At 60.2% G+C, this 18887-nt stretch carries 16 protein-coding genes; 3 read left to right on the top strand and 13 right to left on the bottom strand.

The genetic code is table 11. The annotated features are described in order from the left end of the window. Positions 1-17: 17 nt before the first annotated feature. The 6 genes from IH881_00495 to IH881_00470 form a co-directional block, all read right to left on the bottom strand. Positions 18-1325 carry an aminotransferase class III-fold pyridoxal phosphate-dependent enzyme gene (locus tag IH881_00495; protein MCH7866145.1) on the bottom strand — a complete coding sequence of 436 codons (1308 nt, stop codon included), beginning with the start codon at positions 1323-1325 and terminating at the stop codon, positions 18-20. A 22-nt stretch (positions 1326-1347) separates the two neighbouring features. After that, positions 1348-2520 (bottom strand): sulfotransferase, encoded by a 1173-nt coding sequence (locus IH881_00490; protein MCH7866144.1) that lies wholly within the window; start codon positions 2518-2520, stop codon positions 1348-1350. Between the two features lie 22 nt (positions 2521-2542). After that, positions 2543-3625: a phosphotransferase family protein gene (locus IH881_00485; GenBank protein ID MCH7866143.1), complete on the bottom strand. Its 1083-nt coding sequence runs from the start codon at positions 3623-3625 to the stop codon at positions 2543-2545. 129 nt (positions 3626-3754) lie between these two features. After that, positions 3755-3844, bottom strand: coding sequence for a hypothetical protein (locus tag IH881_00480; GenBank protein ID MCH7866142.1), 90 nt, complete (start codon positions 3842-3844; stop codon positions 3755-3757). A 22-nt stretch (positions 3845-3866) separates the two neighbouring features. Continuing rightward, positions 3867-5648 carry a PAS domain S-box protein gene (locus tag IH881_00475; protein MCH7866141.1) on the bottom strand — a complete coding sequence of 594 codons (1782 nt, stop codon included), beginning with the start codon at positions 5646-5648 and terminating at the stop codon, positions 3867-3869. Between the two features lie 142 nt (positions 5649-5790). Continuing rightward, entirely contained in the window at positions 5791-6360 is a 570-nt protein-coding gene (locus tag IH881_00470; GenBank protein ID MCH7866140.1) for an outer membrane beta-barrel protein, read from the bottom strand. Between the two features lie 133 nt (positions 6361-6493). On the opposite strand from IH881_00470, the gene IH881_00465 reads away from it, so the two are divergent. Beyond that, on the top strand, positions 6494-7429 hold the full coding sequence (locus tag IH881_00465) for a rhomboid family intramembrane serine protease (protein MCH7866139.1): 936 nt from the start codon (positions 6494-6496) through the stop codon (positions 7427-7429). Between the two features lie 53 nt (positions 7430-7482). Next, entirely contained in the window at positions 7483-8250 is a 768-nt protein-coding gene (locus IH881_00460) for an SDR family oxidoreductase (GenBank protein ID MCH7866138.1), read from the top strand. 34 nt (positions 8251-8284) lie between these two features. Here IH881_00460 and IH881_00455 read toward each other — a convergent pair whose 3' ends face one another. From IH881_00455 to IH881_00440, 4 genes are all read right to left on the bottom strand, one after another. Further along, positions 8285-9979 carry an FAD-binding protein gene (locus IH881_00455; protein MCH7866137.1) on the bottom strand — a complete coding sequence of 565 codons (1695 nt, stop codon included), beginning with the start codon at positions 9977-9979 and terminating at the stop codon, positions 8285-8287. Between the two features lie 164 nt (positions 9980-10143). Beyond that, positions 10144-11871 carry a S8 family serine peptidase gene (locus IH881_00450; protein MCH7866136.1) on the bottom strand — a complete coding sequence of 576 codons (1728 nt, stop codon included), beginning with the start codon at positions 11869-11871 and terminating at the stop codon, positions 10144-10146. A 199-nt stretch (positions 11872-12070) separates the two neighbouring features. After that, a complete protein-coding gene (locus tag IH881_00445; GenBank protein ID MCH7866135.1) occupies positions 12071-13198 on the bottom strand; it encodes an MBL fold metallo-hydrolase in 1128 nt (375 codons plus the stop codon). Positions 13199-13279: 81 nt separating this feature from the next. Continuing rightward, the gene (locus IH881_00440) at positions 13280-15262 is read right to left on the bottom strand and encodes a YgiQ family radical SAM protein (protein ID MCH7866134.1); all 1983 of its coding nucleotides are present in this window, start codon (positions 15260-15262) and stop codon (positions 13280-13282) included. A 99-nt stretch (positions 15263-15361) separates the two neighbouring features. Between IH881_00440 and IH881_00435 the strand changes: the two genes are divergently transcribed. After that, the gene (locus IH881_00435; protein MCH7866133.1) at positions 15362-16519 is read left to right on the top strand and encodes a class I SAM-dependent RNA methyltransferase; all 1158 of its coding nucleotides are present in this window, start codon (positions 15362-15364) and stop codon (positions 16517-16519) included. Here IH881_00435 and IH881_00430 read toward each other — a convergent pair. From IH881_00430 to IH881_00420, 3 genes are all read right to left on the bottom strand, one after another. Continuing rightward, positions 16506-17084 carry a hypothetical protein gene (locus tag IH881_00430; GenBank protein ID MCH7866132.1) on the bottom strand — a complete coding sequence of 193 codons (579 nt, stop codon included), beginning with the start codon at positions 17082-17084 and terminating at the stop codon, positions 16506-16508. The two genes, IH881_00435 and IH881_00430, sit on opposite strands and share 14 nt — an antisense overlap. A 16-nt stretch (positions 17085-17100) precedes the next feature. Further along, entirely contained in the window at positions 17101-18063 is a 963-nt protein-coding gene (hemF, locus tag IH881_00425; protein ID MCH7866131.1) for an oxygen-dependent coproporphyrinogen oxidase, read from the bottom strand. Between the two features lie 64 nt (positions 18064-18127). Next, entirely contained in the window at positions 18128-18841 is a 714-nt protein-coding gene (locus tag IH881_00420; protein MCH7866130.1) for a PaaI family thioesterase, read from the bottom strand. Positions 18842-18887 lie beyond the last annotated feature (46 nt).

Below are 18887 nucleotides of genomic sequence, written 5' to 3'. Positions count from 1 at the left end.
CGATCGCCGAAATTCGCTCAGGCCCCCGCCAACTCAGCGGCCGCACTCGTGATCGCTTCGATCGTGTAGTCGATGTCCTCGTCGCTGTGGGCGGCGGACATGAAGAACTTCTCGTGGGCCTTTACGATCCCCCGGTCGAGCAGCAGGTCGATGAAGCGGAGATTCAGGCTCGAGTTGGCCGCGAGGGTCGAGCGGTGGTCGACCACGACTTCCTCGCTGAACCAGGGCTGAAAGACCGTGGCTTCACCCATCACCTGGGCCGGTATCCCTGCACGCGACAACGCATCCTCGAGTCCGGCGCGCAGCCGGTTGCCTTTGCGTTCCACCGTCTCGTAGAAGCCGGGCTTCTTCAATTCTTCGATGATGGCGAGCGCGGCGCGACAACAGATGGGGTTGCCGCTGAAGGTGCCGCTCAATCGCGCCCAGTCTCCCGTCAATATGCGCATGGGTGAGGCCATCGACATCATCTCGCTCTTGCCACAGAGAACACCGAAGGGATGACCGCCCGAAATCGTTTTGCCGATGGCGCACAGATCGGGTGTCACCCCGTAGAGTTCTTGCGCGCCACCGAGGGCCAGGCGGAACCCCGTCACCACCTCGTCAAAAATCAACGGGATTTCGAGATGGGTCGTCAGCGAGCGCAACCCCTGCAGGAAGCCCGGCTTCGGCGGAATCGTGCGGTGCATGGGTTCGACAATGACGCACGCCAGCTCGTCGGCGTGCTTCTCGATGATGGCGCAGGAAGTTTCGAAATCGTTGTAGGGCGCGATCAAGGTTTCGCCCCGAGCCGATGCGGGAATTCCGGCAGAGTCCGCATGCGCTTCGGGGAAGGCCGGGGGATCCTGGGTCCATTGGGTACTCATGAGCGCCGAATCGCCCATGCCGTGGTAGGCCCCTTCAAATTTCAGAATCTTGTCGCGCTTGCGAAACGCCCGCGCCACGCGCATGGCGTAGAAGGTGGCTTCGCTCCCAGAATTGTGAAAGCTCACCTGTTCGGCACACGGGACTGCATTGACGATTTCTTCCGCCAACTCGATGGCGGATTCGCTGACCATCAAATACGAGGTACCGCGCTGAAGTTGCTCCTCAACCGCCTTCAACACCGCGGGATGGGCGTGTCCCAGAAACATGGGCCCGGACCCCAATAGATAGTCGATGTATTCGTTGCCCGAGCAGTCTGTAATGCGCGATCCCCTCGCCTGCTTGATCACCATCATGTAGTCGGGGTTGTAGGATGCGTTGCGCACGCCGCTCGGCAGATAGGTCGCGCATTTCTCGAGGAGTTCTGCCTCGCGCTCGGCTCTTGGAATCTTGTGGAACGTCATGTGCATTCACCGTTTCTGGTCTTCAAGTCTTTACATTGAAATGGCTGATGTACTTCGCGAAGCGTTCGAGCATCTCTTCCCGGCTCACCTTGATTGCATCGAGAGAGTGATCGTGCTTGCCGTGCTTCTCCTGCGGATTGTCTTCTTTGTGTGCGCGCATGGCAGACTCCCCTTCCGGCGTCCAATCGATCCCGAAGTGACTGTAGATGCGCTCTGCGGACGCTACCGGATCGGCGACGAAGTCTTCGAAGTAGAGGTCGTAAAACTGGGACGGGGCCCGGTCACGCCTCACTTCGATTGCGCGCTCCACCCCCGCTGCCCAGAGTTCCATTTGCTCACGGACGATGTCGTCGGGATCGATCACATCTGAATTGATGCTGCGAAACCCGGCCAACAGGCTCGCGTAGGAAGACATCACCTTGGATGGATCGCGGTGGGTCCAGATCACCCGGGCGTCCGGGTAGACCTCGAGAAAGTGATCCAGATGTTTGATGTGAACGGGATACTTGAGCAGCCAAGGCATGCCTCTGCGACTCGAGCCGATCAACTGCAACAACTTCTTGTGCCGGCGGTAGGTCTCCACCAGGTTGGTGTTCTTGTACCAATTGATGTAGTGCGGCACGCGCAAGCCGCCTTCCCAATAATCGTCGGTGAAGGTGTGGGCCATCATATGTCCGCACTCTTCCGGCCAGCCCGGATCCATGAAGTGCACGGCCTTCAAGCGCGGATTGGCCTGCCACATCATGTCGATGTTCGACTTGGAAGCCTGAAAATCTGGATGCGCTTCCCATTCGGCTTCGGGCGGCCGCGGCTGAGGATGCTCGGCCAACCAAAACGGCAACGATTGACGATTGGGATCTGCGGCCAACAGATAATGGAGCGCGGTGCTCCCGGTGCGAATCAGCCCGGTAATCACCAGGGGCTTTTCGATGGGGTTGTCAAAAATTGTCGGATCGTCTTTGAAGGCCTGCTCGGAGAGCAAGCGTCGCTTCAACACGTGGATCAACTTCAAACGCACGGCGTACTGGCCAACCTGCGAAAGGTTGCAGCCTATGTCGTACTGCTCGAGCAAGACCCGCAGGCCTGGGAGATAGTGGGTGTCTCCGAAGTCTTCCAGTCCGGTTTGTTCCCGGGCAATTTCGTGAAGAGGCTCGGTCCAATCCACACACTTTTCGATCTGGTCTAGGCGTTCCACTCCCTCTCCTCGTTATAGATCGTTACAGAACTCCGATGGCTTCGAGTTGCTTGCGGTGTAAGTTGGAAACCGGATTGTCGATCTCGAAGTTGGCATCCTGTGGCATGACTTCGTAGTGCTTCATCTGCCGGCCCAAACGGATCAAGATCACCGTAAAGCGCATTCCCGCGAGAATTTCGTAGTACTCGACGTGTTCCGCGCTGGTGCCGCTCAGGGCGACGTAGCGCTCGATGGTCTCTTCGCGGTTCAAGAACCCCGGCAACATCGGATAGCCCATGCCCTCGGCGTGGAAGCGACCCAGAAAGAGTCCCCAGGCGAGATCCATCATCGGATCACCCAGCCGCGCCATTTCCCAGTCGATCACCGCAGCGCAGTGCGGCCCCTGAAAGATCATGTTACCGATGCGCGCATCGCCCCAGACCAGGGACTTTATTTCGGGTTCCGGCGGGCGGTTCTCGCGCAGCCAGGCCAGCGAGGGATCAACGCAGGGATGACCGCCCTCTGGATACGCCCAGCGATAGAAATTTTCGTAATACGCGAGCTCCTGGTCCAAGGGTGTTTGGCCCAGTTCGGGCTTGGCCAGAAAGTCGAGCTTCAACTCGGCGGGATCGAGGGCGTGAATCTTGACGAGAATGTCGATGTAGCCGTTCCACAAGGTCGACTGGTCCTCGCGACTCATCTGTTTGAGCCAACCTTCGGCGGTATACGGTGGATTGTCCGCGGGGCACAGCCCGTCGATTTTTTCCATGACGTAGAAGGGATCGCCGATCGCATCGCCAGTGCGCTCTTCCCACAACATGGCGGGAACGGGGATTCCGCTATCGCGCAGCGCATGCATGACAGCGTACTGAGACGGAAGGTCGTACTCTGGAAACAACTGAAACCCGCTGGGCTTGATCCGGGCGACCAGACCCCGTTCTACATTCACTCCGCCAGATCGATAACAGAGGTCGAAGATCAGGGTGTCGCTGGAAAACCCGGTGCCGCCGGGGCCACCTACTTCGCCCACCTCGATTCCACTCGCGTCGGCGGGAAGTACGCTTGCAAACCACGCCTCGAGTCGTCTGCGAATTGCTTCTAGATCTCTGCCGATCGGCGCGGGCATCTGAGCGCCTCCAGATTGGAGTTTCTGCTTGCGCCCAGATTCTAGTAATTCAACGCGGCGGAAGCGAAGGCCCGACTCACTCGCGTTCTGTGACTGGATCGCTCGGTACTGTGCTCGGTACTGCGATTGTCAGATCGGGTCGACCACGGTCCATTCGCGATCGCCCACGACAACCTCCACTTCGTCGCCGATTCTGGCCCCAATGAGCGCGCGGCCCACCGGAGACTGACATCGACCATACTCAGTCCAACGAAGCCCCGTCCAAAACCTCATCCACGAGCGGAAGCTCCATCCGCCCACAAGTCCCCTTCCCTTCGGCACTTTCGAGTTCGATCACACCGCCGTGATCGCGAACAATCCCATGGACCACGCTGAGCCCGAGCCCGCTTCCGCCCTCGTTCATTCGCGTCGTGAAGAACGGATCAAAGACCTGAGCGCGATCGCTCTCGGCGATTCCGCAACCGTCGTCCCTCACCTCGACGCGGGCCACGTCTCCAATGCGCGACACAACAATCTCAACGCGCTGGGAGACGGGACGAGACTCGATCGCGTTGCGGGTCAGATTGACCAGTACCTGCTCGATCTCGATCGCACACACATTGACCCACAGCGGCCCACGATCTCCTACGATGTCGATCTCGATCCCCCGCTCTCTCGCGTAGCTGATGGTGAAGTGTCTGGCGCGCTCGATGATTTCGACCAGGTCCTGCGTCACCTTGATCGTGCTTTCGTGAGCGGCAAACTGCAGCAGGCTCTTGATGATCTCACAACACCGTGTGGCCTGGTCGACATTCTCTTCGAGCAGAGTTTCGACCGCCCTCCAGTCTCCCTCCTTCGCACACCGCAGTGCGAGTTCGGAGGCCAGGCGGATCGATCCGACGGGGTTGTTGATCTGATGCGCGACCCCTGCGGCCAGTGTACCCGCTGAGGAGAGTCGCTCAGCGTGCCGAACCGTGAGTTCCGCTCTGCGCAATTCGCTGACGTCGCGAAAAATTGTCACACAGTGAGTCTTTCCGAGCTGCGTCTTGAAGGATCGGGCGGTCACCTGCCCGTGCACCCAATGACCGCCAGCATGGCGAATTCGCACCTTGCGGCACTGGGTCACGCCGGGCCGCTCCAACAAGCGTGGAAGCGCAGCCCTGATGTCGCGCAGATCGTCGGGGTGGATATGCTCGACGTACTGATCGCCCAACAAATCGTGGTCGCTCCGACCGATGATCTCGAGGCTGTTGGGGCTGGTATAGAGGCAAGAGCTTTTATCATCGTACTCCATCAACAAATCGCCCATGTTTTCGATCAGGAGCCGGTAATGAGCATTCTGCGTCGCGAGCTGAGCCTTCGATTCTTGCGCCTCTTTGGACGCAATGCCTACGACTCTTTCGATCGTTAGCGCGACCAGATAGACAAACGAAACCATGGCGGTGATCGAAGCAAAACGCATCTGATTCCACGGGAGAATTTCGCCGCCAAACAGATTCGTATCGGTCGTGGATGCGTACAGGGCCGTCAATCCCACGCCAGCCAATACCGCGATCGTCCAGCGCGTTGCCCGGCCTGCCCCTTCCAGGATAAAAGCAAAGATCGGGAGAAGACATGCGATGAGTACGGCAAAAGTTGCCTCGCCTCCGCTCGCGAACGTGACACCAACGCTCACCAGGTAGATGTACCCAAGCACGCCTTGACTCAGGGTCCGAATGCGAACCCCCGCCCGAATGGCGATCAGAAAGGCAGTCCAGCCCCCGGCGATTGCGAGCCCCAGCTTGAGTCCGAACGCTGTTCCGTTGACCACCTGTCCGGCGACGACCAGAACCGAGCCCCCGAGCATGACCAGCAGCATTCCAGTCAGAACCCGAGCCTGACTTCGCTCCTCGGGACTGGAACTGCGCAAACTGTCGGGCAGGAATCGCTCGAGCAGGCGGGCAATCTCCGTCTGCCAGATCGCATCATCGTTCTTCGACGATGTCGATGCTTTCGACGATGCAGACGTCGGTTCTGTCGGGGATCCGGTGTCGCCTTGCGCCATGAGCCATCCGGGCCGGTCTCTCCAGGCTCTGTCCGGCCGGTCGCAGGCTAACACGACACCTATTCATGTAGCTAGCATTATTACTGACATTATTACTAGCAGAGTCAAAGTCATGACGACGCCGTCTTGGCGCGACTCGGGGTTACCACCTATAGCGAACCGATATCATCTCCCAGCTGAAGTAGATTCGGTCGCCCCCGACCTTGGACGGAATGATGTTGAGCAACATCCGGCTGCCGATATCGATTGAATCGTTCAGCGGATAATCCAACCCGGCCCCAAAACTCATCAAGAACTCAGTATCAGTCCCGCTTTTGCTGCCCTTGTCCTTATCGAGGTGTGTAAGCCCCATCCCAGCTTGGGCGTAGGGTTTGACCTTCCTGGCGAATTCGCTTGTTTGACCCGACCAGTCGAACAGATAGCGAGTGAACACCATGGGGGAGACGAGCATGAGGTTGTCATCTAAACCGAGTTGAATCGCAAACCCGACCGCGACCTCATCGCGCATGAGACGGTCGGCTTCGAAGTTGATCAAAAACGAGTCCGGGTCCGCGGTAAAGCCGAGTCCCCCGCGAAAGGACCAGAGTTTCACGGGGTCGGCGGATCTGGCGGGGCTTGCGGGATTCGCCGGAACCGCTTGCGCGCTCACGATTGAAGTCATCAAAAACTGGCAAGCGAGTGCCAGCGCCACGGTGCTGAGTAGTCTATTCATGTTGCCCCCAAATGAGAATCCGCAAGGAAGAGCGGAACCTCTCGTCATTGAAACGCTATCAGACAGAAGTCGGAGACCGCAAGCATCGCTCCAGTTCCAATCGACAGATTCAACACGCGGTTATACTCGCCGGGTGAGTGACCCCGAAGCGAATTTGACCGCGACTCCCGCCACGCCAGAGGCAGACGGCTTCCCGCTTGCGACGACGCGCAGCCGGGCCGATACCTGGGCCCTGGTGCTCAAGTCCCAAGGCATTTCCGCTCAGGTCCTGCGCACGGATTCGGGCTACGCGGTAGTCGTAGCCAGCGAAGACAGCCAGACTGCCCGGGAGATCATCGCGCTGTGGGTCAACGAAAATCGACCCCGTCCCACTCCGCCGGAGGCGCAACTGCCCAATACCCGGCGCCCGGGCGACATCGCCGTCGCCTATGCTTTGGCGCTACTCGTGCTGGCGCTCTACTTGCTCCTCGAGCGTCATGGCGACGAGGCATTGGCGCACCGGGTCGGCAGCGCGAACGCGTACTACATTCTGCGCGGCGAACTGTGGCGCATTTTCACCGCCCTGACACTGCACAAAGACCTCGCCCACGCCCTCGGCAACACGTTGATCGGTGGACTTTTCCTCGCCTCGCTCGCGGGACGGGTTGGGGCCGGCGTGGCCCTGGCCGGAGCCCTGGCCTCCGGCGCGCTCGGAAACCTCGCCGACGCAATTCACCACCAGACGGGACACAACTCGATCGGCGCATCCACTGCAGTATTTGGGGTCGTGGGGCTCTTGTGTGGCATCGAGGCCTGGCGCCGCCAGCGCCTGGCCCTGCCCTGGCGAGGGGCCTGGGTGCCCATCGGCGCAGGCATCGGCTTGCTCGCAATGCTCGGCTCCGGAGGCAGCGAAGTAGACTTCGGCGCTCACGTCTACGGCCTGCTCTGCGGAATGGGCTTGGGGGTTTTATTTGCACCGATGCTGAGTCCGGAGCCTCCGCGTGTTCTCGTTCAGCTCCTCACTGGCTTGTTGAGCACGGCTACCCTTGCCCTCGCGTGGGCAATCGCCTGGCTGCCAGCCATCCGTTGACGATCTATCTTCTCCGCCATACAAAACAACTCGACAAGGACTGGAGTGCCAACGTGAACCAACTCTTTTCAATCGAAGGCAAGACCGCACTCGTCACCGGCGGAACCCGAGGCATCGGCTTGATGATTGCCCAGGGCTACATCGAAGCCGGGGTTCGGGTCTACGTTGCATCGCGTTCTGAATCCGCCTGTGCGGAAACCCAGAAAGAACTTTCGAAGCTCGGGACTTGTGTCGCGATCCCCGCCAACTTGTCCACCCAGGAAGGTTGCCAGGCCCTCGCCGACGAGATCAAGGAGCGGGAAAGCAATCTCGACATCCTGGTCAACAACGCGGGAGCCAACTGGGGAGCCCCCTACAGCGAATTTCCGGCGTCCGGCTGGGACAAAGTCCTCGACCTCAACCTCAAGGCTCCCTTCTTCCTCACCCAGGCCCTCACACCGATGCTCGAGGCCGCAGCCAGTGAAGGCGACCCGAGCCGGGTGATCAACATCGGATCGATCGATGGCCTCAGAGTCTCGCAAATGGACACCTACTCGTATTCGGCCAGCAAAGCGGCCATTCACCACCTGACTCGGGTACTGGCGCGCAAACTCGCACCCAAGATCACCGTGAACGCCGTGGCCCCGGGGCCCTTCCAGAGCAAGATGATGGCGGCGACCCTCGAGTCCTTCGGAGAGGCGATCGCCGACCAGTGTCCGATGAAGCGGATTGGCGAACCTGACGACATGGCGGGGGTTGCGATCTACCTGGCCTCAAAGGCCGGCGCCTACGTGACCGGCAACGTGTTGCCGGTGGACGGCGGATTTTCGACGACCAATTAGTGAGTCGTTCAATACGTCGATCAACACCGGACGATCAATTTTTGCCGAACAGCTTCTCCGCGACGACATAGCCAAAGGTCATGGTCGGTCCCAGGGTCCCACCGGCACCCGGGTAAGTCGGACCCATCACCGCTGCAGAACAGTTCCCGACTGCGTAGAGACCTTCGATAGGTTCACCGGACTCCGTGAGCACCCGCGCTTCCGCATCGACCCGCAGGCCGCCCCGGGTTCCGAGATCTCCCGGGTATATTTCGATTGCGTAATACGGTGCATGGTCGATCGGGCCCAGACACGGGTTGGGGGTGACCGTCGAATCTCCGTAGTACCGATCGTAGGCGCTGTCTCCCCGGCCAAACTCGGGGTCCTTCCCGTTGTGCGAGTAGGCGTTGATCTTTTCGACGCTGGCCTCGAGTCCGGCTGCATCCACACCCATCTCGGCCGCCAGACCTGCGATCGTATCCGACTTCAAGATGTACCTCGACCGCAAGAACGCTTTCGGGATCGGCATGCCGGGGATCAGGGGACCCACCGGGTACTTCTTTCGGAACGGATCGTGGAATACGAACCAACACGGCACGGTGACGGCGTCGGGAGTATCCCTGCTATAGGCGTCCTTGCAGATGTCGTCATAGGGCGCCGATTCGTTGAGGAAGCGCTCGCCCTTCGAATTGACCATCATTGAGCCGGGCAGTCCCTTTTCGACGACCAGCATGCGCGCTCGTTCTTCACCGGGGACCACCGTCACAGGGCCCCACCACGCGCCGTCCATGAAGCCCACGGCCGCCCCCAACTCCTGGCCCCGTTGAATCACTTCACCGGTATTGCCCGGGTTCGCACAGGTCCATTCGGCCTTGGTGGGACTGGGCAGATACTGCTTCCGCATTGCGTCATTGCTTTCAAAACCACCGGCGGCGAGCAGCACACCGTGCTTGCCTTCGATGCGAATTCGTTTGCCCTGCTTGTTCGCGATCACCCCCACTACCTTGCCATTTTCGAGGATGAACTCCTCGAAGGCGCACTCGAGCCAGATCGGCACGTTGCGGTCCAGTAGCGAGAGCCGGAGTTGCCCCATCAGCGCGTTGCCCAGGGCGAGTGAACGATCGCGCGAACTCTTGAAGCGTCCGACAATGTCGAGGCAATATCGAAATACGATCTTCAAGAGCATTTTGATGTAGCCCGGAGCACTGGTCAGGATGTCGTGGGCTTCGGTGGCGGACATCGCGACGCGGCCCATGATCAATTCCTGAAGCGCGGGCTCGCGCATATTGTAGAACTCATCGCCGAGCAGGCGCGCGTCAAAACGATGGGGTTCGCACGCCCGACCCCCCGGCTTGCCGCCCGGAACTTCGGGGTAGTAGTCGACATAACCCGGCATTGAAAACATGTTGAGCCGCGCGTGGTCGTGCAAATACTCGAACATCAGGGCCGACTGCTCGACATAGACCTCGAGCTTGTGCTTTGACACCTGTCCCTCGGTGGTGTTTACCAGGTACTCGAGGGCTTCTTCGGGTGTATCGTCGACGATGCCGTCCTCGAGCATCAGGTGATTGCAGGGAATCCACAGGGAACCACCGCTCATCGCGGACGAGCCACCGTAGAGTTCGGTCTTCTCGATCAACAAGACGTCACCGCCGAGATCCTTCGCGCGAATCGCAGCGGTCATGGCACCGGCACCACTGCCGACGATGACGAGATCTACACTGTGGTCGAAGCCCTGGTGTTCGCTCATGCTGGAGTCCTTGATAGGATGGGAGTCCGGGAGACCGCGAGCTGCAGCAACATCAAAGTCGCCGCGGGCAAGTCTACCGCCTCCCAGGTTAAAGGACGAAAAACCTCTCCCTCCGGGGTTCAGGGATCAAACTCGCATTGAGTATGGACCGATTGATCCAGCGGTCAGCCGTGTTCGCGAATGCGAAAGGCCCAAAGCGCGGTAGCGAACATGAAACCGACGAGCAGTAAGAGACCCGAAGGTGAGAGTCCGGGAACCAGCGGCGGCTCACAACCTTCGATCGCTTCATGGAAGCACCCCGTCACTTCGTCGCAACCGTCGGCAGTGCATTCGTTCAGATCGTCGCAATCGAGGACTGGACCAGAAGTGCAGATAGCCCCGACGCAGATGTCGCCGTCCGTGCAGACGTCGGCATCGTCACACGAACTTCCCATCGCCTCAATCTGGCAAATGCCGTCGCAACAGTCACCCGGGATGGTGTTGCCGTCATCACAAGCTTCGCCAGCTTCGAGGATTCCGTTGCCGCACACGCCCAGGATCTGCGCCACGGCGAGATCGACTCGGGTGCGGGGGAAGGACAGGCCGTTGTCCGGGTTCGTCACCAGCGGAGCGCCGATCTCGAGCGAACTCAGGATCTGGTCCGGCGTCAGGCTCGCATCCGCGTCCAGTAGCAGAGCAGCCTGTCCAACGGCATAGGGCGAGGCAATCGATGTGCCGCCGATGTTTTGCGTTCCACCTCCAATAGCTGGAATTGTCGCCCTGTATGAAGGCGCCAAAATGTCGAGCAGCGAACCGCTATTGGTGTGGCAAACGAAGGAGTCCACGGGGGCGGGGACATCGGAGCAGGCACCCCAATTCACCGAGGAAAACGTTGCGTCGTAGACACCCCCCACCGAAAATGCAGCGGGGGCGCAGGCCGGAAATGAAATGCCATTGTCGTGGCCGTTGTTTCCCGAAGCGGCGAATACCGACACCCCGAGGCCTTTGAGCTGGACGATGGCGTTGGCCGTATTGCTTCCAGTACACGGGGACACTGTCGCGTTGTCGTACTGTCCCGAATCGCTCACGCTGAGATTGACGATCTTGATGCCATAGGTAACGCGGTTGCTGATCACCCAGTCGAGGCCACTTGCGATATCTGAAAAATTGCCCGATCCGTTGGCACCGAGCACCTTGATGGCAGCGATCGATGCGTCCGTGGCAACGCCGGGATTACTGACCGAACTCGAAACGATGACCCCGCAAACCCCCGTGCCGTGTCCGTAGTCGTCTTCGGCCGCACCCGTTCCGGTTTGTGTATCTTTTCCGTTGGGGCAGCAACCAAAAGCCCCAATCGCGTCGTCACAGAAACAAGCTTCGGCGATCAGACTCGAGGACAAATCGGGATGATCGGTATCGATGCCCGAGTCGATCACCGCCACCGTCACCCCACTGCCGGTCACGCCGAGAGCCTCGGCGATGTCCGCGCCGACCAGCACCCTGCCCTGGGCGAGTGCCGCGTAGGCGATGCGGTCGATATCGATGGATACCACTTCGGCATCGAGCACCAGCGATTCGATCGCCCGAACGTCCGCCCAACCGCTGAATCCACTGAGCCATTGGTACCGATGGCCGACGCTGAAGAAGCCCCGGTTCAACCGCGCGAGTACCCGCTCTCGTCTGGCACGAATGGTTTCGCGGCGCTGGGCCCTGGAAATCCCGGCATCGGGTTCCCGCATCACGACCGAAATACGAATTCCTTCGCTGGGGATTTGCTGAGCTAGCGCTTCTCTCAACGCCTGGGTTCTCGGATCGTCGGCCGCAGGACTCGCTTGCGCTGCGGGCGCCAACGCGACCATCAGTCCTGAAACCAGCCAGATGAGATGGCCGAAATTTGTTCGCGGAGCTCGCATCAATGTTTCACTCAGGCCAAATTCAAATATGCAACTGGGTTCCCAGTGTCTCACAAATCAGATCAGGAAAGAACCGTAAACTCACACAGAAGCACGCTTATTCGAGCCTGGTAGCTTCGCACTGCCGTCGGAATGCGCATTTGCGAAGATCTTTGGCTGTGCCCTCGTGTGTCGCTGCTTCCTCGCCCCTGCGTATCGACTAACCGGTCGAATAGATGAGCTTGTGATCGTCGCTCTCGTGACACTCGGCATCACCGATCAGCCGCAGGTGTTCGAGGTGGGCGTAAGTTTCACTCTCCGCCATCGCACCCCAGCTGCGCTTCCTGAACAGCTCCTGCATGTAGTCCGTGACTGTTGAGGGCCCAATTTCAGCACCAATGCTCTTGAGCTTGTCGAGGCGCTCGTAGTGATGTTGTTTGATGGCCTTGGCGCGCAGAGCCAGATCGTCGAAAGGATGACCGTGGGCGGGAAAGACATTTTCGACGTCGGGGGTGTCCGCCACGAGATCGAGGGACTCGAAGAACGCATTCAACGGATCTGCGCGCTGGGTCACGCCTGAGATGTGCGGGGTGATGGTAGGCAGGATGTGATCGCCGGCGAGGAACAGCCGGTTCTCCGGATCGTGGAGGCAAATGTGATCCGCGGTGTGGCCCGGGGTGTGGACCACGAACCAATCGCGTCCGGCCAGCTTCAACACATCGCGGTCTTTGACGTGATGTGAAATGGTCGGATACCACTTCGACTTTCCGATCAGCTGAAAGAATTTCCACTTGAGCAGCATGCCGAACGGAGGCCTCGCGCTCGCGCCGCCCCAGGGCGTGCCCTTGCTCCGGTGTGCAATCGTCGCAGCCTCGTAAGTCGAGACCTCCATTTTCTTGACTTCGCGGATCGCTTCTTCGTCTGCGTCGTCGGCCTCTTCGGAGTGGCCGGCGTCCTCATGGGCGGCCAGATCGTCGACCGAAACATCTGAATGATCGTGTGGTGCCGGACCAAAGCTGAAGTCTTCGTGGCCAACCACCCTTGCCCCCGACTCCTCGGCCAGGCGGGCGGCGCCACCAAAATGATCGGGATGCGAATGGGTGACGATGACCGTGTGGATGTCTTTGACTGCCAACTGCGCCTGCTTGAGACGCGAGACGAGCGTTTCGTACGTCGCGGGCCCCGGCAGCCCCGGGTCGACAAGCGCCACGCCGTCCTTGTCTACCAATGCGTAGCAGTTGACGTGCCCGAGTCCGGGCAGCGAGATGTCGAGTTCGAGCCGCAGCACATTTTCTGCGACCTCGGTGATTTCGCTCTTTGCGGGTTCCTGTTCCTGCTTCATGGCCATGGACTATTTTCTTCCCTCTTCTTTTTGTCCCCAGCCCGCCGGAGTCCGGCCTGAGGTGAGCGCGTTCGATTCGTCGAGTTGTTATCGCTTCTGGCCTTTTCGGGCGGCCCATCGGTAGCCGTCGCGCTTGCGCTCCCGATTCGCCCTGGGGCTCGAGGCTGCCGCGTCGGCACCCCGGGGCCGGCGAGTCGGGATCAGACAATCGGGCTCGTCGCCGATCAAGTCCTCGCGCCCCACCTCGACCAATGCACGCTTTACCAGATCGTAGTTCTCCGGCTTGAAGTACTGCAACAATGCACGCTGTAGGGCGCGCTGCTTGTCTCCCTTGGCCACGCTCACCCGCTCCATCGACTCCGGGTTGATCCCGGTGTGATACATGCACGTGGCGATGTCCATCGGCGCCGGAATGAAATCTTGTACCTGTCGCGGACGATAGCCGTTTCGTTTCAGAAACAATGCCAACTCGACCATCTCCAGGATGCCACTGCCAGGGTGGCTGGCGATGAAGTACGGCACCAGGTACTGATCCTTGCCCGCCTTCTGCGAGGCTTTCTGAAAACGCTCGGCAAACTCTTCGAAGGTGCGCTGCGGCGGTTTTTTCATCATGGCCAACACGCGATCGCTCACGTGCTCGGGCGCAACCTTGAGGTGGCCGCCGACGTGATGTTTTACCAGATCGTCCAAGTACTGCGGCTCGTTGCGCGCCAGATCCATGCGAATTCCCGATGCGATGTGCACCTTCTTCACCCCGGAAACCTCACGACTCCGTCGCATGAGATCGACCAGGGGAGCGTGATCCGTGTCGAGCAGTTTGCACACCTTCGGGCTCACGCACGACAGCCGTCGACATTTCGCTTCGACTTCGGGTTTCGAACAGCGCATGCGATACATGTTCGCAGTAGGCCCCCCGAGATCGCTGATGTGTCCCTTGAAGTCGGGATTCGCCGCAATGCCCTCAATCTCCTTCAATACCGAAGCTCGACTTCGACTCTGAATCGTTCGACCTTGATGCAGCGTGATGGAGCAGAAGGTGCAGCCCCCGAAACAACCACGCATGATCTGCACCGAGTCGGCGATGGTCTGCCAGGCGGGAATCGGCCCTGCGCTGGCGTAGAGGGGATGGGGCTTGCGCACGTAAGGAAGATCGTAAACGGCATCCATGCCGTCCTGGTCGAGCGGCAGCGGAGGCGGATTGATCACGACTCGGCGATCTCCATGGGCCTGTACCAGGCGCCGCGCGTTCAGCGGATTCGTTTCCCGGTGCAGGATACGCGTTGCCCGAGCGAAGAGTTCGTCGTCGCGCACGATATCTTCGTGGCTTGGGAGCACCACCGTCTTGTTGTCACAAGCGGCATCGTGCCATTGATGGTCTTGCAATGTTTCGTTCTTGCCCAGCAGGTAGGCCACGCCGCGCATGTTCCGCAGATCTCGAATCGATTCGCCATCTCGCAAACGCGTCGCAATCTCGAGAATGGACGCTTCGCCGTTTCCATAGGCCACGAGATCGGCCTTCGACGACACCAGACTGCTGGGCATTACCTTGTCTGACCAATAGTCGTAGTGAGACACTCGACGCAGGGAAGCTTCCACTCCCCCGGCCACCACCGGAACCCCTTTGAATGCCTCGCGGCAGCGTTGGGCGTAGACTGCGTTCGCCCGGTCCGGGCGACACTCGATGGCCCCTCCCGGAGAATAGGCATCTGCATTGCGGCGCTTCCGATTGGCCGTGTAGTGGTTGATCATCGAATCCATCGCACCCGCGCTGACCGCGTAAAACAACTTGGGGGCGCCCATCACGCGCCAGGCATCCGCGCTCTTCCAGTCCGGTTGTGCGAGGATCGCCACCTTGAAGTCGTGGTGTTCGAGCCAGCGCCCGAGAATCGAAGCTGCGAACGACGGATGGTCGACATAGGCGTCCCCGGAGACGAAGACAACGTCGGGCTGATCCCAACCGAGGGCGTCCATCTCTTCTCGCGTGGTTGGCAAGAAACGCTCGCCTTCGCGATACAGCGCGGCGGTGCTCAAAATATAGACTCCCGGATTCGCAGGGGCTGTCGCGCACAAAGACCTTGAATGCGTTCATTGACGCATTGCGGAAGCTAGGAGCCTGACCCAAGACTCGTCGCAACGAAACACTGTAAGATCGGCGCCACGAGATAATAGATGTCTATTGAACTCACCGCTTGCACTCATCGACCGCCCTGTCCCGGGTGTCCGCGCCTGTTTGAAGACGGGTTCCCCCAGCGCGCCGAGAGTGGCCTGCGAGAACTGGCAGCTCGGGCTGGCATTCCCATTCCGGAACTGGCCCTGGGCGCCTCGACGGGCTTTCGGTACCGGGCAAGACTCGCCGTACGCGGACGCTCGAAGTCACCCAAGATCGGCATCTTTCAGGCGGACTCACACCGTATTGTCGATATTCCCGGCTGTCTCGTACATCACCCGCTGATCAATCAGATCGCGGCCGCGGTCAAGCGCGGCATCAAAACAACCGGCACCCAACCCTACGCCGACCTGCCCCACGCAGGTGAGTTGCGAAGTGTCCAGATTGTGGTCGAACGGGCGAGTCAACTGGCCCAGCTCACTCTGGTGGGCAACCACACCGACGCAACTCCACTGCAACCCCTGTTACAGCATCTCCAGCGCGAACTCGATAGTGTCCTCCACAGCCTTTGGTGGAACGGCAACCCCGAGCGGACCAACACGATCCTGGGGCCGCACTGGGAACAACTCTCCGGACCGTCCGCGGTGCGCGAACAAATTGGCGGAGCCTCGGTGTTCTTTCCGCCGGGCGCGTTCGGCCAGAGCAATCTCGATCTCGCAGATACAGTGGTCGAAGACATACACCGCGCGATCCCCGAAAACGCGCGCATCGCCGAGTTCTACGCCGGCTGCGGCGCGATCGGGCTCGGCTTGGTTGCACACTGCCAACACATCGCCTTCAACGAGATTGGAGATCATGCGCGGTACGGCTTATCGCTGGGGATCGATCAATTGGACGCAGACATGCAGTCGCGCATCCAACTCCATTCAGGTGCCGCCGGCGACGCGACCTCGCTGCTCGAAAGCGCGAACGTCGTGATCGCAGATCCTCCGCGCAAGGGACTCGACTCGGAACTCCTCAGCACGCTGTGCAAGAACCCACCGGAGCGCTTCATCTACCTGAGCTGTGGGTTGAAATCGTTCCTGCACGATTGCGCGACGTTGCTCGATACAAGCGAGCTGCGTCTGGCTGCGCTGTCGAGCTATGCGCTGGTGCGGCACAGCGAACACGTGGAAAACCTTGCGATCTTCGATCGCGCAGGAGCCACTACGACGCGGTAGTCAGATCTCGACCTGCTCCTACGCCCAGGCGGGAACCCAACAGCAGCGCGCCGCCCAGAGCGATCATCAACCAACCGACGATCGGCGACTGGTATCGCAACGCCTCTTCGACTGCGATGACCTCCGCGTAGGTCACGAGCTCGACATCTGCGCCCGACTCTTCGCTGGAGCCTTCTCTCGAGAGAGACCAGATCACGCGAACAGGCATGTCGCTCCAGCGCAGTCTTTCGGGCGCGGCCAGGGCGCGGCCGCTCACCTTCACACCCGCTTCCAGGGATGAGACGACTTCGACCCATTCGGGCGTATGCCGGGGAAGTACCCAGCGCTCTTCTTCATGCTTTTGCTTCTGGTCGGAGTAGAGATCGATCACGACCCACTTCTCCATCGACGTTCGCGTTGTGATCGTTCTCAGCTGCCCCAGTACCACTGTGCCAGAAACACGCTCGAGAATCGCTTCTGGGGGATAGTCGCCGCTCCGGTTCCAGAGCTCGACCACGCCAAACGTCGCGCAGCCGATCAGGCAGAGGACGATGCCACTTGTACGTACAACGGTCGAATCCTTCACGCGAGACATTTCGGCGTCAAGCCTCCCTTTCGTCCGACAACCAGTCTTTCGGCGCCAGGAACTCTTCGCAGAGCGCTGCCTCGGGGCTTCCGGGTTCGGGTTTGAAGTCGTAACGCCATTGCACGGTCGGTGGGAGCGAGGCGAGCACGGATTCGGGTCGGGCACCCGCCTCGAGTCCGAAGCGTGTACCTCGATCGTAGAGCAGATTGAACTCGACGTAGCGGCCGCGGCGAATTTGCTGGAAGTCCCGTTCGCGATCGCCGTAGGGAGTGTTCTTGCGAGCTGCCAAAATGGGTCGATAGGCGTCCAGAAACGAATCGGCAATCCCGTACCAGAGTGCATGGCAGCGCTCGAACCCGCCATCGGCCAGATCGTCAAAGAACAGCCCGCCAATTCCCCGGGCTTCTCCGCGGTGGGGCAGATAGAAGTAGGTGTCGCAATCTTTCTTCAGCTTCGCGTAGAGATCCGAACCGTGGGGAGCACAGGCATCCCGGGCGCTGCGATGCCAATGAACCGCGTCCTCTGCAAACCCGTAGTACGGCGTGAGGTCGTAGCCACCACCGAACCACCAGATCGGGTCCGAGCCTGCGCCGCTCTCGCCTGCCGCTGGGCTCTCTGCGATAAAGAAGCGGAAGTTTGCGTGGCTGGTCGGAGCATAGGGGTTGCGGGGATGCACGATCAGCGAGATCGAGACCGCGTGATAGTCGCATCCTGCGAGTTCCGGACGGCGCTCGGTGGCGGCAGCCGGCATTTGCGAGCCGGTCGTGTGGGTAAAGTTGACGGCCGCGCGCTCGATCACCTCGCCGTCCGACAGGACCCAGGGCCTGGACAATCCGCCCCCCGGCCTCGGCAGTTCTTCGCGCCCAAATCGGGCGGCTCCGTCTTCGGCTTCGAGCGCATCGCAAATCCGTTCCTGCAGGGCGATCAATTCACCTCGCACCAGATCCAGATCGGCGGCCGACTCGTTGGGTTTCGACACCTCGCAATTCCTCCGCCGCGCAGTCTAGCAGTCTGTCGACGATCCCTCGCCGTCGCGCTGGAACTCAGCCCAAGCGTTCCTGTTCCCGTGCCTGACGTTGCTTCATCAGCTCCTTCATGCGTTCTACCGGGATGCTTACAAAGATGGCCTCAGCTTCGGCCGTCAGCACACCATCCGCGAAAACTTTGCCTTCGCAAAAGATCTTGCGCCCCTCGCTACGAACCCACTCGGCCTCAAATTTCAGCTCTTCGTGCAGTGGCGTCGGCTTGCGATAGCGAACGGTCAGCGTCCCGGTCATTCCCGGATTACCCGACAGCGATTGCACGAATCCGAGCACTTCGTCGAAGGCAGCCGCCACGTATCCACCGTGCACCGTTCCGGGAGGTCCCTCGTAGGCCGAACCGAAGCGGACTGTGGCAAATGCAGTTCGTTCACCCGATCTGCCAATGGTGATTGGCGGCGCCAGCGGATTCGCAAGCCCGATCATCGGACTTTGGTCGAAGAACGCTCCGATGTTTCCGGCGGTTGCAGATTCAGAATGCCCCATCCCCGTTTCCAGGCGCGGGTGCGCGCGCAAGGCCTCGGCATAGCGTTCGAGACCGTCGGCGGCCGTCCTCAGCTCTTCGGTGGGCGCATTGCTGGGAACCAGTCGCTCGATCACGAGCCTCATCGCCGCCGCGAGACGGCGCTTCTCTTGCCACATTTCGTTGTTGCTGGTCTTGGTCGCGGACCAATGTTCTTCGAGCGCTTTCGCGGTTTTCGGGTCGCGATCCGACATCCTGCTCTCCTTTCGATCTTTAGATTTTCCGATCTTCTGTGCGCCG

The sequence above is a fragment of the Myxococcales bacterium genome, from assembly GCA_022563535.1.
In the GTDB taxonomy this organism is placed as follows: Bacteria; Myxococcota_A; UBA9160; order UBA9160; family UBA4427; genus DUBZ01.
Note: the sequence above shows the minus strand (reverse complement) of the source record. Positions and strands in the feature narration are given on the sequence as shown.

What these genes read in the sequence shown, in the direction of transcription:
- IH881_00435 (MCH7866133.1), top strand. Translation starts at nt 15,362, where the DNA reads ATGTCTATTGAACTCACCGCTTGCACTCATCGACCGCCCTGTCCCGGG.
- IH881_00450 (MCH7866136.1), bottom strand. Translation starts at nt 11,871, where the DNA reads ATGCGAGCTCCGCGAACAAATTTCGGCCATCTCATCTGGCTGGTTTCA.
- IH881_00485 (MCH7866143.1), bottom strand. Translation starts at nt 3,625, where the DNA reads ATGCCCGCGCCGATCGGCAGAGATCTAGAAGCAATTCGCAGACGACTC.
- IH881_00420 (MCH7866130.1), bottom strand. Translation starts at nt 18,841, where the DNA reads ATGTCGGATCGCGACCCGAAAACCGCGAAAGCGCTCGAAGAACATTGG.
- IH881_00445 (MCH7866135.1), bottom strand. Translation starts at nt 13,198, where the DNA reads ATGGCCATGAAGCAGGAACAGGAACCCGCAAAGAGCGAAATCACCGAG.
- IH881_00455 (MCH7866137.1), bottom strand. Translation starts at nt 9,979, where the DNA reads ATGAGCGAACACCAGGGCTTCGACCACAGTGTAGATCTCGTCATCGTC.
- IH881_00475 (MCH7866141.1), bottom strand. Translation starts at nt 5,648, where the DNA reads ATGGCGCAAGGCGACACCGGATCCCCGACAGAACCGACGTCTGCATCG.
- IH881_00495 (MCH7866145.1), bottom strand. Translation starts at nt 1,325, where the DNA reads ATGACGTTCCACAAGATTCCAAGAGCCGAGCGCGAGGCAGAACTCCTC.
- IH881_00470 (MCH7866140.1), bottom strand. Translation starts at nt 6,360, where the DNA reads ATGAATAGACTACTCAGCACCGTGGCGCTGGCACTCGCTTGCCAGTTT.